General features: G+C 45.7%; 12 protein-coding genes. All 12 read left to right on the forward strand.

The genetic code is table 11. From position 1 onward, the window contains the following. Positions 1 to 48: 48 nt before the first annotated feature. The 12 genes from ACFQV5_RS21540 (at position 49) to ACFQV5_RS21595 (ending at position 14,376) form a co-directional block, all read left to right on the forward strand. A complete protein-coding gene (locus ACFQV5_RS21540) occupies positions 49 to 1,227 on the forward strand; it encodes an exonuclease SbcCD subunit D (protein WP_379249853.1) in 1,179 nt (392 codons plus the stop codon). After that, positions 1,224 to 4,676 carry an AAA family ATPase gene (locus ACFQV5_RS21545; protein WP_379249855.1) on the forward strand — a complete coding sequence of 1,151 codons (3,453 nt, stop codon included), beginning with the start codon at positions 1,224 to 1,226 and terminating at the stop codon, positions 4,674 to 4,676. The genes ACFQV5_RS21540 and ACFQV5_RS21545 overlap by 4 nt, the downstream gene beginning before the upstream one ends. A gap of 253 nt (positions 4,677 to 4,929) precedes the next feature. Beyond that, positions 4,930 to 5,289, forward strand: a complete 360-nt coding sequence (locus ACFQV5_RS21550; RefSeq protein ID WP_379249857.1) for a histidine triad nucleotide-binding protein — start codon at positions 4,930 to 4,932, stop codon at positions 5,287 to 5,289. Between the two features lie 161 nt (positions 5,290 to 5,450). Continuing rightward, complete coding sequence (rpsU, locus tag ACFQV5_RS21555; RefSeq protein ID WP_005547957.1) at positions 5,451 to 5,624, forward strand: 30S ribosomal protein S21; 174 nt, start codon at positions 5,451 to 5,453, stop codon at positions 5,622 to 5,624. Positions 5,625 to 5,640: 16 nt separating this feature from the next. Next, positions 5,641 to 6,081, forward strand: coding sequence for a GatB/YqeY domain-containing protein (locus tag ACFQV5_RS21560; RefSeq protein ID WP_379249859.1), 441 nt, complete (start codon positions 5,641 to 5,643; stop codon positions 6,079 to 6,081). 213 nt (positions 6,082 to 6,294) lie between these two features. Next, positions 6,295 to 7,659 (forward strand): NfeD family protein, encoded by a 1,365-nt coding sequence (locus tag ACFQV5_RS21565; RefSeq protein ID WP_379249861.1) that lies wholly within the window; start codon positions 6,295 to 6,297, stop codon positions 7,657 to 7,659. 81 nt (positions 7,660 to 7,740) lie between these two features. Next, on the forward strand, positions 7,741 to 8,745 hold the full coding sequence (gene floA, locus ACFQV5_RS21570) for a flotillin-like protein FloA (RefSeq protein ID WP_379249862.1): 1,005 nt from the start codon (positions 7,741 to 7,743) through the stop codon (positions 8,743 to 8,745). An 18-nt stretch (positions 8,746 to 8,763) separates the two neighbouring features. Further along, positions 8,764 to 9,381 carry a hypothetical protein gene (locus ACFQV5_RS21575; protein ID WP_379249864.1) on the forward strand — a complete coding sequence of 206 codons (618 nt, stop codon included), beginning with the start codon at positions 8,764 to 8,766 and terminating at the stop codon, positions 9,379 to 9,381. Positions 9,382 to 9,620: 239 nt separating this feature from the next. Continuing rightward, on the forward strand, positions 9,621 to 9,914 hold the full coding sequence (gene yqfC, locus ACFQV5_RS21580; protein WP_379249866.1) for a sporulation protein YqfC: 294 nt from the start codon (positions 9,621 to 9,623) through the stop codon (positions 9,912 to 9,914). Beyond that, entirely contained in the window at positions 9,911 to 11,104 is a 1,194-nt protein-coding gene (yqfD, locus tag ACFQV5_RS21585; protein ID WP_379249868.1) for a sporulation protein YqfD, read from the forward strand. The genes yqfC and yqfD overlap by 4 nt, the downstream gene beginning before the upstream one ends. A gap of 6 nt (positions 11,105 to 11,110) precedes the next feature. Then, positions 11,111 to 12,082, forward strand: a complete 972-nt coding sequence (locus ACFQV5_RS21590; RefSeq protein WP_379249870.1) for a PhoH family protein — start codon at positions 11,111 to 11,113, stop codon at positions 12,080 to 12,082. Between the two features lie 14 nt (positions 12,083 to 12,096). Continuing rightward, a complete protein-coding gene (locus tag ACFQV5_RS21595; protein WP_379249871.1) occupies positions 12,097 to 14,376 on the forward strand; it encodes an HD family phosphohydrolase in 2,280 nt (759 codons plus the stop codon). The last annotated feature ends 3 nt before the right edge of the window (positions 14,377 to 14,379 follow it).

Below are 14,379 nucleotides of genomic sequence, written 5' to 3' on the forward strand. Positions count from 1 at the left end.
AAATTGAGGAACAGTAAGTTTTTTCGGTGGGGAGGAGAACTGAAAGTTATGCGGATATTGCATACGGGAGACTGGCACTTAGGGCGTACGCTCGAAGGTCGGAGTCGTCTGGCCGAGCAGGAGGCATTTTTGGATGAACTCGTGAGAATGGCGGATGATCAACAAGCAGATCTCATATTAATGGCGGGTGATGTGTATGATTCCGTCAATCCTCCAGCAGCTGCTGAGCAGCTATTCTATGATGCTGCAGCTCGGTTAACAGAGGGGGGGCGTCCGCTTGTTGTTATTGCCGGTAACCATGATCAGCCGGAGAGAGTATCGTCAGTAACACCTCTTGTATCTAAACGAGGAATTACTTTAATTGGTCTTCCCTCAGCTGAAGCTGTTACAGTAACAGCTTCTAGAACAGGGGAGATCGCTAAGATTGCAGCACTTCCATATCCCTCTGAGGCGAGATTAAACGAGCTGCTCAACGTTGACGGGGATGAAGATGAGCTTCGCCGCGCTTATAGTGAACGGGTGGGTAAGCTGATGCAGATGATGGCGCGTAGTTTTTCACCTAAGAGTGTTAATCTGGCCATGAGCCATATTTACGTGCTTGGCGGGCTTGAAACTGAATCAGAGCGGCCGATTCAAGTCGGGGGAGCATATACGGTTGATCCCTCGGCTCTCGACATCGGTGCCTGCTATACAGCCCTGGGCCATCTTCATCGTCCTCAGGCAGTTAAAGGCCGAGGCATTATTCGTTATAGTGGTTCACCTTTAGCTTACAGCTTTTCGGAAGCAGGCCAAGCTAAGTCTGTGACCATGGTAGATGCTTCACCTGGAAGCACTCCAGTGATTGAGGAGTTGTTTCTGAGCAGTGGTCGTCCACTTGTACGCTGGAAGGCAAAGGGAGGCCTTCAAGAGGTATATCGATGGCTTGAAGAGGAACGAGATCTTAATGCTTTTATTGATTTGGAGGTTTCGTTGACTGAAGCGATGGGCTTGGCAGATATCCAACGTCTGCGTAAAAGCCGCGAAGGTATCGTTCATATTCGCCCTATCTATCCCGAAATGGAAGCACTGGAGTTAGAATTGGAGCGATCGAGGGTTCCGCTGCCTGACTTATTCCGCAAGTTTTATCAGCGCCAGACAGGGGGAGCAGAACCGGATGAAAGCTTGGTTCATCTATTTATGGAACTTGTGGATGAAGATGAATCGGAAGTGGCGGAGGTGACGGAATGAAGCCGATTTTATTGAAAATGGCAGGACTTCAAAGTTACCGTGAGCCTCAGGTAATTGATTTTGAAAAACTGTGTGAAACAGGATTGTTTGGTATATTTGGGCCTACGGGAAGCGGGAAGTCGACACTGCTCGACGCTATAACTTTGGCTATGTACGGTAAAGTGGAGCGTGCAGTAAATGGTACGCAGGGGATTATGAATCATTCTGAGGATAGTTTGTTTGTTTCATTTACTTTTGAATTGGCCTCTGCAAGAGGGCCGGAACGGTACCGGGTTGAACGCCGTTTTAAGCGGGTTAATGAGATTTCAGTAAGTAATACGATAAGCCGATTTGTGGCGATAACCGATGAGGGCGAAGCCGTTATGGCAGACAAGCTGGCTGATGTGACTCGCTGTGTAGAAGAGAAAATTGGTCTGAAAATGGATGATTTTACGAGAGCGGTTGTATTACCACAGGGCAAGTTTGCTGAGTTCTTGTCTTTAAAGGGTAGTGAACGGAGACAAATGCTCCAGCGCTTGTTCCATCTTGAGCGTTATGGTGATCAGCTGGCGTTGAAATTGAGTCGTAGAGTGAAAGATAACGATGGGGCTATAAAATCGGTAGAAGCAGAGCAGCAGGGTCTTGGAAATGCAGGCGAAGAAGCTGTGGCAGAGGCTGAAAAGGCACTTTCGGATGCGATCATACACGCCGAGGAATCCAGAAAGAACCTACAAGCAGCCACTGAACGCAGTGAAGCGATGAGTAAGATCCGTGAGCTTGATACGGAACAGCGCCGATTAAGAAGTAAGCTGAATGATCTATTAGCTCGTGAGGATGAGATCAAGGCGTATGAACAGAAATTGGAGCTTGCTGCTGCTGCGAAGGTGCTTGTCCCGGTTCTAAATTCGCTCCGTGAGTCTGTGAAAACGCATGTGGATCTGTCGGACAAGGCAAAGCTGCTGCTTAGTAAATCGGAACAGTTAGAAATTTCCGCTGAGCGGGCTTGTACAGCAGATGATGCTGCTCAGGAAGCACTGTCAGCAGAGGAACCGAAACTTTTACTAAGAGCGGAGCAACTGGAACAAGCGGCAGTACTTCAACGAGAACGCGATAGTCTGCGGCGTGAACTTGATGCTCTTCATGTACAGCGGGTGAATGCAAGGGATTCATTGAATGTCCTGAATGAACAGTTGCTAAAGGAGCAGGAACTACTGGAGAGAGGGCAGAAACGCCGGGAAGAATTGCAGAATAAGCTGAAGCAGCTTGAGACGCGGGCGCAGGATCGGCACATGCTTCATGATGCAATGCATAAGCGGCAATCCATTTTGTTGGCTGAAGAACAGTTAACGAAAGCTGAGTCTGAATTCTCCAAGCAGAATGTTTTGGTGCAGAAGATAGAAGCTGAGCTGACGGATCTGCTTAACCTAGAGAAAGAGGTCCAGAAAGAACTGGAGCAATTAGCGTATGAAGTCGAAATTCTTAAACGCTCGGCTACTGAAGCAGTTGGTTCTGCGGATGAGGGTTCAGTTCAGGTCGCATCTATTCTTCGGACTATGAATGAATCCCTTAGGGAGCAGCAATTACATGCTTTATCACTTTCGTTAGCATCTGAGCTACGAGAAGGGGAGCCTTGTCCGGTTTGCGGAAGTCTTGATCACCCTGTGCCTGTTCAGCCTGAAACCTATTCAGATGAAGCTGGTGAACTTCAAATGGATCATTTTCAGCGTGTACAGGAAGATGTTCAAGAACTTCGTTTGGTCCTGCGCCAGCAATTAAACGAAACTGTAAATATACCGGTTCCTAAGTCGAATGACGAGGAATTTGTATTGAGCCAAGGAACAGCTAAGAATAGTGCCTTCAAAAGTGCTAATGCTGAGGCTGCTGCTGGATTGGTTATGGATATTGGTTTGGTCCAAAAGCCTGCTGAGGAACTGAAAAATCTACAACAGTTCGTATCAGCACTGAAAGAGGTAGCGTCTAATCAAGCTTCTTCTCTCCAGCAATACCGGGAGAAAGCTGCATCATATCAGCAAAAACTCGGCTCCATGCAGCAGGAACTAGCCAAACGAACAGCTGCCGCTGAGAATGCACGAGCTTTATCTGATCAGCTTAACAGTAATATAAGCGAGCTTAGAGAAAACATCCGTGACTTGAAGCAGGTATGGGCTGAAAGTAACCAAGGATTGGATCTGAAGACGGTAGAGCTTCGCTTTAAGGAGATGCAGGAGCGTGATTCCCAAGCGGAAACGGTGAAAGAAGGGCTTGAGCGCAGTGTTCCTTTTCTAGAAGAAAAGAAGCAAGCAGTACTCAGCCTTGAAGGCCAGATTAGAGAGCTTGAGAAGCAGCTGATCCAGTGGGATGCTCAGGATCATGGGAAGCGGGAATTGCTGCAGGAGAAAGAAGATCGGCTTCGGACATGGATTGGAGACCGCTCAGCGGAGGAATTGTTGCAGGAATGTAAACAGCGACTTTTGCAATTGAAAACAGCAGCCGAGAATTGCCGGCAAGAGCGTCGTAAGGCGGAAGAGGCGAAACAGCAGGCGGTTAAGGAAGCGGCAATCGCTAAACAAGCTGCTGATTCTGCGGCAGGACATGCTAAGGCAGCGGAAGGACAATGGCTTACTCAGCTCGGTGAATCGCCTTTTGCTACTGAAGAAGGCGTTCTGGAAGCCTCTATGACTGCTGAAGAAACCGATAAATATACGGCTTATGTACAAACTCATCGAGAGGGTCAGCGTGAATGGTCTCTACGTCTAAAGGACGTTGAATTAAAAATGAATGGCGTACAGTTTAACGAAGATGAATGGCTGGAATGTAAGCAGAAACTGGAGCATTTCCGCCAAACAGATGAATTAGCAATCCAATCTAAAGCTCGCGCTGAGCGGGATCTGGAAGATCTTCGTAAACGTCATGTTCGCTTTATGGAGCTGGAAGAGCGCCGAGCTTTACTTGCCACTGAGGGTGAACGGCTGTCAAAGTTGCAATCTTGCCTTAGAGGGAATGCTTTCGTTGAATACGTTGCAGAAGAGCAGCTGATGCAGGTCAGTCAATCAGCGTCTCAACGGCTCCGGTTCCTCACGAAGCAGCGTTATTCCCTGGAAGTCGATTCTGGAGGCGGGTTTGTGATTCGTGATGATGCCAACGGGGGTGTCCGCAGGCCTGTATCAACACTTTCTGGCGGAGAAACATTCCTAACTTCTCTTTCCTTAGCGCTTGCGTTATCTGCTCAAATCCAGCTAAGAGGTCAATATCCGCTTCAGTTTTTCTTCTTGGACGAAGGATTTGGTACACTGGATCCTGAATTGCTGGACACAGTGATTACTTCTCTGGAGAAATTGCATCATGATCAGCTTACAGTTGGAATTATCAGCCATGTTCCTGAATTAAGAGCTCGTCTTGCACGAAAATTGGTCGTGCAACCAGCAGAACAATCTGGTGGGGGCTCACAGATTCGATTAGAGACAATGTAACACGTCTAGCCTTCGTGACATTTTTCACAGATACAGTTACATGGCACTGTTATAATACAGCTAAGCCGACATTCTATTTAGAAGCACCCCGGCGGACGTATGGATGAGAGTTTTTGCTCTTGTATTATACGCCCGCTTGCTGGACAGCTGTGTTCCAGCTGACCGGGTGCTTCTATTTTTTTTGTTATCATTGGACGGGTTTGCCTCTTTTCTTGTATGATGGGAGCAAGATAATGTTTGAGGAGGTATTACTATGGATTGCTTGTTCTGTAAAATCGTAAATGGAGATATTCCTTCTAAGAAAGTGATCGAGAACGATCGGGTACTCGTGTTCCATGATATACAGCCAGCTGCGCCAGTTCATGTGCTTATTATTCCAAAGAAACATATCGCTTCAATGAATGATGTTCAAGCAGAAGACCTGGAACTTATAGGGGAGATTCATAAGGTAGCACAAGAGGCTGCTTCTGAATTAGGAATCGCGGAGAGCGGATTCCGTTTGATTAACAATTGCGGCCGTGATGGGGAACAAACCGTACATCATTTGCATTATCATCTGCTCGGAGGCGCTCGCTTAGGGGCTCTGACAGGGATCTCATCGTCCCACTCGTAAAGATCATAGGGATCGACAAACGAATGATATGGAAAACATAGGGTTTTGAGCTCTAAAAAAATGTGCGTATGGTTGACACCATATTTCTGTTTGCCCTATAATGAAGAATGATGAACCGTGTTATTGCTCTTGGACGGTCTGGTCGGAGGGAGGGAAAACTGGTGTCTGAAACGAAAGTTCGCAAAAACGAGACAATTGATGCTGCACTTCGTCGCTTCAAACGTTCCATCGCTAAAGATGGCGTCTTGGCGGAGGTTAAAAAACGCAAGCATTATGAAAAGCCAAGCGTAAAGCGCAAGAAAAAGTCCGAGGCTGCTCGTAAGAGAAAGTTTTAGGAGGAAATGAACTAGCATGAATCTTAGCGAACGATTGAACGAAGATATGAAGCAAGCGATGAAGAGTAAGGACAAGTTCAAACTCTCCAACATTCGAATGGTTCGTTCGACGATTAAAAATCTTGAAATAGATTTGAAAAGAAGTTTGGATGACAGCGAAGTGCTTGATATTATTGGTCGTGAAATCAAACAGCGCAAAGATGCCCTCCAAGAGTTTGAAAAAGCAGGTCGGGAAGACCTTGCCGCCGATGCGAAAGCAGAAATTGAATTTCTTGGCGCCTACCTCCCGGAACAGCTTTCTGAAGAAGAAATTAAAGTCATTGTACAGCAGACCATCCAGGAAACCGGTGCTTCTTCAAAAGCCGATATGGGTAAAGTAATGAGCGCTCTCATGCCGAAAGTTAAAGGGCGTGCAGACGGAAAGCTTGTCAATCAAGTTGTTCAACAATTTCTGTAACCACATAAGCGAAACACTCCTTGTTTAATCAAGGAGTGTTTTTTCGTTTATAATGAAACCTAACATGTTTCTGAAACGAAAAGCCAAGTTAAACGTAATACCTACCATAAGACGGGAAGTTTACACATAAGTTAATCTCGGGCAGTTCGCATGGTTTATCATATCCATCTATGCGTTTTGTTGATATCATATGTCGTGAGGGAGGGAGATAAGATGGAGACAATAAGGTCAGGGACAAGGAAGTTAATCGGATTGCTGGGAGCTTTGATGCTTATTCTGATGTCTGCGGTCATGTACATAACTCCTGGGAATAACGCTGTTGCAGCTAACATTGGTTCAGTGTATGTTATTCCCGTTGAGCATCAGATTGAACGAGGATTGACCAGCTTTATGAAGCGTGGTTTTGAAGAAGCTGAGAAGATGGAAGCTGGTTTGATTGTACTGGAGATTAATACCCCAGGAGGCAGGGTCGATCAAGCTGGTGAGATCGGCACGATGTTACAGCAATCAAAAATCCCGACGGTTGCTTATATTCGTGGTGATGCTGCATCAGCAGGAAGCTTTATTGCCTTAAATGCGGATAAGATTGCGATGGCACCAGGCAGCATGATTGGTGCTGCGTCCATGGTGGATGGCATGGGAAATCCTGTTGAAGATGCTAAGATGATTTCTTGGTGGAAGAGCAAGATGGCCGGTGCTGCCAAAGCTGGTGGTCGGAATACGGATATTGCTGAGGGTATGGCGGACGTCAATATGAGGGTGGAAATACCGGAGATCGGTAAGACCAAAGAAGTTGGCCAGATCATTGCTTTGTCTTATGAGGATGCTTTAAAGGTTGGGTATGCGGATAAGATTGCTAACAGTACGAATGAAGTCATCGAATGGATGGGTTATTCTACGAACGATGTGTTTCATATGGAGCGTACCTTCTCAGAGAAACTAGCTACATTTTTGACGAATCCGATCGTGATGACCATACTGCTCTTTATTGGTATCGCAGGGGTTATTATCGAAGTGATTGTTCCAGGTTTCGGAGTGCCGGGAATACTAGGTACTGCAGCTTTTGTGCTTTATTTCTTCGGTAATTCTGTTGCTGGGTTTGCAGAATCAGAAACGTGGCTGCTGTTTATTATTGGTCTTGCTATGCTAGTTATGGAAATGTTTGTGCCAAGTTTCGGTATTCTGGGGATTGTTGGTTCCGCAAGCTTGATTGTTGGGGTTGTACGAGCAGCTTATAGTACAACACATGTTGCATTGTCACTGGGTATAGCAGTTGCTTGTGCGCTTGTAGCTATTGTCGTTGTGGCACTAGTGTTCAAGGAACGTGGTATCTGGAATAAATTCGTATTGAGCGATAGCCTAACCAAAGAACAGGGTTATCTGCCAATTGAGGATCGAGATAATCTGATCGGTTTAGTCGGCAAGAGTATTACTCCGCTGCGGCCATCGGGAACGGCAGAGTTTGATGGGCGACGTTTAGACGTGGTGACTGCAGGGAATTTTATTGCTTCTGGATGCTCAATACGTGTGTTGAAAACGGATGGAACCCGGATCGTGGTTGAGGAGATAGAAGAGTAATATGATAGTAATTAGTTGATTAACCTGCTTTCTTTGGTAAGATAAACATAACAAAAAATATAATGTATGGAGATGATGTATATGACGGAAGGTTTGATTCCCATTCTACTGATCGCGGTCGTAGCGATCATCTTACTGAGCGTATTCTTCAGCTTCTTCCCGCTGATGCTCTGGATCTCGGCACTCGCATCTGGTGTGCGTATTGGTATTATTACACTGGTTGCTATGAGGTTGCGTCGAGTTACACCTAGCCGTATTGTGAATCCGTTGATCAAGGCGACAAAAGCCGGGTTAGGACTGAATATTAACCAATTGGAAAGTCACTATTTGGCGGGTGGTAATGTGGACCGCGTTGTTAACGCGCTCATCGCAGCTCAGCGTGCAAACATTCCGCTGGAATTCGAACGTGCTGCTGCAATTGACCTCGCAGGTCGTGACGTGCTTCAAGCCGTACAGATGAGTGTTAACCCGCGTGTAATCGAAACGCCGGTTGTAGCTGCTGTGGCGAAGGATGGTATCGAGGTTAAGGTTAAGGCTCGTGTAACGGTACGTGCTAATATTGATCGTCTCGTCGGTGGTGCGGGTGAAGAAACGATCATTGCCCGTGTTGGTGAAGGTATCGTTACTACTGTTGGTTCGGCAAATTCGCATAAAGATGTGTTAGAAAATCCAGACCTGATTTCAAGAACGGTTCTATCTAAAGGACTGGATGCGGGTACAGCATTCGAAATTCTATCCATCGATATTGCGGACGTAGATGTAGGTAAGAACATCGGTGCTTACCTGCAGACAGAGCAAGCTGAGGCGGATAAGCGGATCGCTCAAGCGAAGGCCGAAGAGCGTCGTGCGATGGCTGTTGCCCAAGAGCAAGAGATGAAGGCGCGTGTTGTAGAGATGAGAGCGCGCGTTGTTGAATCCGAATCCCAAGTGCCTTTGGCTATGGCTGAAGCGCTTCGTAGCGGCAAGCTTGGTGTGATGGATTATATGAACCTTAAGAATATTGAAGCAGATACCCAAATGAGAGGTTCGCTTGGTAAGATGAGCGAGAATACAGATGGACCTGACACTCCGAAAAACAATAAATAGAGATGGGGTGAGCCACTGATGGAATGGATTCTTGAAAATATTTACATCGTGGCGGGTATCGCTTTCTTTATCCTCTCTGCACTTGGGAAAATGGGCAAGGGCAATGGTGAAAGTAAACCTAGCCAGATGCCTACGTTTGGAGGAGGAGACGATTCGAACAGACGGGGACCGGGGTCAGTGAGGACAGACCAACCCGGTCAACAGGTCCGTCGTGTTCAGTCCCGCCCTGGAACATCCGCTCAGACCGGTACTGCTCAAGGAAATCGGTCACAGGATCGAATGGATGATGTGCGAGTAAGTGAATTAAATCCTTACGCTAAAGCGCAGGAGATGACTTACGAATCACCTCGAGATAATGACAGCCGGTTTGATATGTTATCAGAGGCGGGAGATCCTCGCGAGGAACGAGACAGCATGGAGATGCGGAAGAGAAACATGCAGGCTGAGCTCGAACAAATTCATAAGCACTTAGATCGCATGACTTCTCATATCCCTGAAACGATCCTTGAGGTGACTGACACCGAGGGCAATACTAAGAAACAGAACTCGAAAATTGCCAAACAAGCTCTTAATGGCGTCATTTGGTCCGAGATCTTGGGACCTCCTCGTTCCAAGAGACCCATGGGACGCAGATAGGTAAGTCGGTGCTTAGAACTTTAGAAGGTCCGCTATAGAATGAAATAAGAAAGTCGCATCCGTTTTTGACGGATGCGACTTTTTTTGTTTTTTAAATGTGTTTGTGTGATCGATGTTTATTCCTCAGCACAAATGTCATATCCCTTCAATGAACAACAGGCTGAGAAGCCTTTTCTACTTGCATAAAAAGGGCTTCTCGCTCATAAGGTGTACAGTACAGGAAGGGGGAAGGCCTTCATATGTCCCGCATCAGCCGCAAGCTGCAGAAATGGACTCAAGAAATGCTCGATTTGCCGCAGGATTTGCTGTTTGACTTGCCGCGGTTGACCCTGATCGGCAATAAGGAGCTTCACATTGAAAATCATCGAGGTGTCCGCCTGTTTTCCGCGGAGAAGCTTATATTGTCCCTTGCCCAGGGATCTATGGAAATATCGGGATCCGATCTCTCTATCCGGGCGATTCAAAGTAGTGAAGTAACGATTGAAGGTACGATCAATCATATCAAATACATAGGAATGGGGGAGAGACCTTGAATATTCCGACAATGATATTTATTCGTGGTTATTTGAAGCTTATGGTTCGTGGGGAGCATGTAGAAGCATTCATTAATGCATTGGCGGAAACAGGAACTCCGGTATGGGACGTAAAGCCAACAGGGGAGAACTCGGCTGAATTCAAGCTGTTGTTGCAAGATTTCAAAGGGCTGCGCCCTTTGTTGAAGCGGACAGGCTGCAGAACCCGTATTCAGGAGCGGCATGGGTTGCCGTTCCGTGCTTTTCGCTTGCTCAGACGTAAAGTGTTCGTAAGTGGGATCGTCATGTTTTTTGCTATATTACTGGCCTTATCCTCTATGGTTTGGAATGTGAGCGTGGAAGGCAATGAAAAGGTACCCTCTGAGGATGTACTAGAAGCGGCTAAGCAGGAAGGCTTGTACCCTTATCAGTGGATTTTTAGACTGAAATCTCTGGACAAGCTGTCAACTAATCTGACTACTCGATTACCAGGAACGTCGTGGGTTGGTGTGGAGAGAAATGGTACGAGCATTCGTATCCAGGTTGTGGAGGCATCTGTTCCTAAAAAGTCAGAATTGCTCAGTCCGCGCCATCTTGTTAGTACACGTGATGCGGTAATTACCCATATCTATGCAGAGAAGGGTGTCCCGAAAGTTCAGATCAACAACAGGGTCAAGAAAGGGCAGATTCTGATATCGGGAATTCTTGGAGATGAGGAAAATGCAAAATCTGTAGTTGCCAAGGGGAAAGTGAAGGGACTTGTGTGGCATGAATATGAGATCGAAGTACCGCTGGTTAAAACACGAAAGATATATACGGGAGATGCGTCTGAAAAATCATACCTTGTCCTTGGAAATCGTGCTGTTCAACTATGGGGCTACGGCAAAGTGCCATTTGAGAAACACGAGACGCTGACGTTGTATGATCCGCTGAAATGGCGCTCAAGAACACTTCCATTCGGGTGGATGACTGAAAAGGTGATGGAAGTTAATGAGACAAAAGTGACAGTGACAGAGGAAGAGGCAAAGAAAGAAGGATTAGATAGTGCTTTTCGTGATATTGTGGCTAAATATGGACCGGAATCGCGTTTGGTGAGCCAAAAAATTTTGCATGATAAGAAAGAGAATGGTAAAGTTTATATGAAAGTACTTTTTGAGGTGGAAGAGACCATCGCAAAAGAACTTCCCATAGTATACAATCAAGGAGAATGAGGCTATTTGTCACAGCAAACGACCAGCATTCAGATTTTTTTGCAAAGCGCGTCTGAAGGACTTTCCTTGTTCGGGCCGCAGGATACTTTTTTAAAAATTATAGAGTCGGAAATTCCCGCAAGAATTGATTCTAGAGAAGCAGTTATTAACATCTCAGGAGAACATCGTAATGTAGAAAGTCTGCAGCAGCTGTTTGATGTTCTGCTTCAGCTTGTCCGTAATGGCTATATCCTGACCGAAAGAGATATCCTTTATGCGGTCGATCTGGCAAAAGATATGCGTGCTGATCAACTGCTCGATCTGTATAAAGGCGAGATTACTACAACGTTCCGGGGTAAACCAATCCGGGTAAAAACGATCGGACAGAAGCATTATGTGACAACCATTAAGAAAAGAGATATCGTTTTTGGGATTGGCCCAGCAGGTACAGGTAAAACCTATCTTGCTGTCGTTCTAGCTGTAGCTGCGCTTAAAGAAGGTACAGTGAAACGGATTATTCTTACGAGACCTGCTGTCGAAGCTGGTGAGAGTCTAGGCTTCCTTCCAGGCGATCTTCAAGAGAAAGTAGATCCATATCTGCGACCGCTGTATGACGCCTTGTATGACGTCATGGGACCGGATCAAGTGGCAAAGGCGCTTGAAAGAGGACTAATTGAGATTGCTCCTCTAGCCTATATGCGTGGACGGACACTCGATGATTCATTTATTATTCTAGATGAAGCACAGAACACCACACCTGAGCAAATGAAGATGTTTTTGACAAGGCTGGGTTTTGGCTCAAAAATGGTAATAACAGGAGACGTAACCCAGATTGACCTGCCGCGAGGGAAAAAATCCGGATTGGTTGAAGCCAAAACGATTTTGAATCAGATTGAAGATATTGGATTCGTTTATTTCGCAGAGCAGGATGTTGTACGGCACTCTTTAGTACAAAAAATCATCGTCGCATATGATAAAGCAGCAGAAAACCAAGATTAAAGGGGATTGTCGCTATGGCCTCCAAAGAACCATCGACGGACAAGTCCATATCTGTTAAGCACAATGGCTGGAAATATAGCGTGGCGACACGCTATATTCTATTTTTACTGCTAGCCCTATTGTTTTATATCAGTTTGTCAGTAAAGTTGCTTCCTGAACGTTATGACATTCAGGTTGGTACTCGCAGTGAAAAGAGTATTATGTCTCCAGTACAAATTGAGGACAGCAAGGCAACGCTCAAAGCCCAAGAAGAGGCAGCTGAGCGAGTGCAGCCTATTTATACATATGTCCCGCTGCGGAATGACGTTCTGGTAACGCAGTTGTTTGAACGGATCGATCGTTTAAATCAGGATGAAGTCTCCGTCCAAGACAAAATTGAGATTTACCGTCAGGAGATTCCTCAGCGCGCTGAGGAATTCGTGAATAACTTCATATCTAGCAACAGAGACTCGGAGACTTATACGCCAGAGTTATTTGAGGAAATGAAGAAGGTAATTGCGCAGCAGGCTTATCGTATACCAGAAGAAACTTTCATCAAAATTCCGAGACTTGCTTCGGAAGATATTAACAAGATGAAGTCCGTAGCAAGAGAAATTGTATCACGCCTCATGAACGAAATCGTAGACGCACAAACGGCAAGAGCGAAAGTAGCAGAGCTTGTAAATACCAGCTCTCTGAACGATCGAACCTCAAGAGAGGTTGTACAAGAGCTTGTGCGCTTCTCGATTACAGCCAATAAATTTTATGACGAAGTAGCCACCAAGGAAGCCAAGGTTGAGGCAAGAGAGAATACACAGCCTGTATTTATCAAGCAGGGAGATGTCTTGGTTCAGAAAGGGCAGCAGATTACGCCGGAGTTGTATGAACTTCTCAGTAAGAATGGACTGCTTAAAGATGATGTCACATATTGGCCGGAGTTAGGTTTACTGTTGTTCTCATTGTTGCTTTCACTCGGCATACTCATGTTTATACGGCAGTCGGACTTGAATATTTTCAAGTATAACAATTCTCAAATTTTGATGCTTGTGCTGATCTATGCAATTACACTGACCTCCATGCATTTGGCAGGTATCCTGCAGAGTGAAGACCGTAGTTATGTCGGTTATTTAGCTCCTGTTGCAATCGGTGTGATTTTAGTTACACTATTGCTTGATATGCCGTTAGCTTATTTCAGTGTTATTATATTTAGCATCATGGCAAGTGTTATCCTGAATGTGAACAAAGGGGAAATGTTTGATTTCCACTTCGGCTTTTTTGCGGCGATTACGTCCTGCGTGGCTATTTTTGCGATTCACCGGGCTAGTCAGCGATCGACCCTGCTGAAGGGCGGGATTATGGTCTCGCTGTTTGGCGCGTTGTCCGTCCTGATCATGATGCTCATTAATGATTCCTCCTGGACAAGAGTTGAATCGTTGTACGCTCTGGCTTTTGCAGTCGCTGGTGGTTTATTGACGGCTGTGCTTGTTATCGGTTTAATGCCGTTTTTCGAGGTTACTTTCGGTATTCTTTCTGCACTTAAGCTTGTGGAGTTATCCAATCCTAACCATCCGCTTCTCCGGAAGCTGTTAACAGAAACTCCGGGTACTTATCACCATAGTGTTATGGTTGGTAATCTTTCAGAAGCTGCGGCAGAGGCGATTGGAGCTGACGGGTTGTTATGCCGTGTAGGTTCTTATTATCATGATATCGGCAAAACCAAGCGACCGATTTACTTTATTGAAAACCAGAATAATATGGAGAATCCTCATGATTCCATCGATCCTAAGTTAAGCAAGTCCATTATTGTGGCTCATGCTAGAGATGGTGTGGAAATGCAAAAGGATTATAAACTTCCAAAACCGATTCGCGATATTGCAGAGCAGCATCATGGAACAACATTTTTGCATTTCTTTTATCACAAAGCACTTCGTCAAGCTGAGGAGCAAGGAAAAGAACCTGATTTCACCGAAGCGGATTTCCGTTATCCGGGACCAAAGGCACAATCCAAGGAAGCGGCAGTTGTTGGTATTGCAGATAGCGTTGAAGCAGCCGTTCGTTCCCTTCGCAAACCAACGGTAGACCAAGTGGAATCTATGATTGAGAAAATTATTAAAAGTCGTCTGGATGACCATCAATTTAACGAATGTGATTTAACGATGAAAGAACTAGATATTATTGCTAAAACATTGAAGGAAACCGTTATGGGAATTTTCCATTCTCGGATAGAATATCCTGAGGAGATTAAGAAGGATAAACCGGACAGTTCTTCTGCACCAGAATCACCGGTGAATCCTTCGGTTCCCGAATCTAAATAGGAT

Source organism: Paenibacillus sp. GCM10028914 (genome assembly GCF_042666275.1).
Classification (GTDB): Bacteria; Bacillota; Bacilli; order Paenibacillales; family Paenibacillaceae; genus Paenibacillus_AQ.

Coding starts and splice junctions, on each gene's coding strand:
- ACFQV5_RS21545 (WP_379249855.1), top strand. CDS start 1,224: ATGAAGCCGATTTTATTGAAAATGGCAGGACTTCAAAGTTACCGTGAG.
- ACFQV5_RS21560 (WP_379249859.1), top strand. CDS start 5,641: ATGAATCTTAGCGAACGATTGAACGAAGATATGAAGCAAGCGATGAAG.
- ACFQV5_RS21540 (WP_379249853.1), top strand. CDS start 49: ATGCGGATATTGCATACGGGAGACTGGCACTTAGGGCGTACGCTCGAA.
- yqfC (WP_379249866.1), top strand. CDS start 9,621: ATGTCCCGCATCAGCCGCAAGCTGCAGAAATGGACTCAAGAAATGCTC.
- floA (WP_379249862.1), top strand. CDS start 7,741: ATGACGGAAGGTTTGATTCCCATTCTACTGATCGCGGTCGTAGCGATC.
- ACFQV5_RS21595 (WP_379249871.1), top strand. CDS start 12,097: ATGGCCTCCAAAGAACCATCGACGGACAAGTCCATATCTGTTAAGCAC.
- ACFQV5_RS21575 (WP_379249864.1), top strand. CDS start 8,764: ATGGAATGGATTCTTGAAAATATTTACATCGTGGCGGGTATCGCTTTC.
- ACFQV5_RS21550 (WP_379249857.1), top strand. CDS start 4,930: ATGGATTGCTTGTTCTGTAAAATCGTAAATGGAGATATTCCTTCTAAG.
- ACFQV5_RS21565 (WP_379249861.1), top strand. CDS start 6,295: ATGGAGACAATAAGGTCAGGGACAAGGAAGTTAATCGGATTGCTGGGA.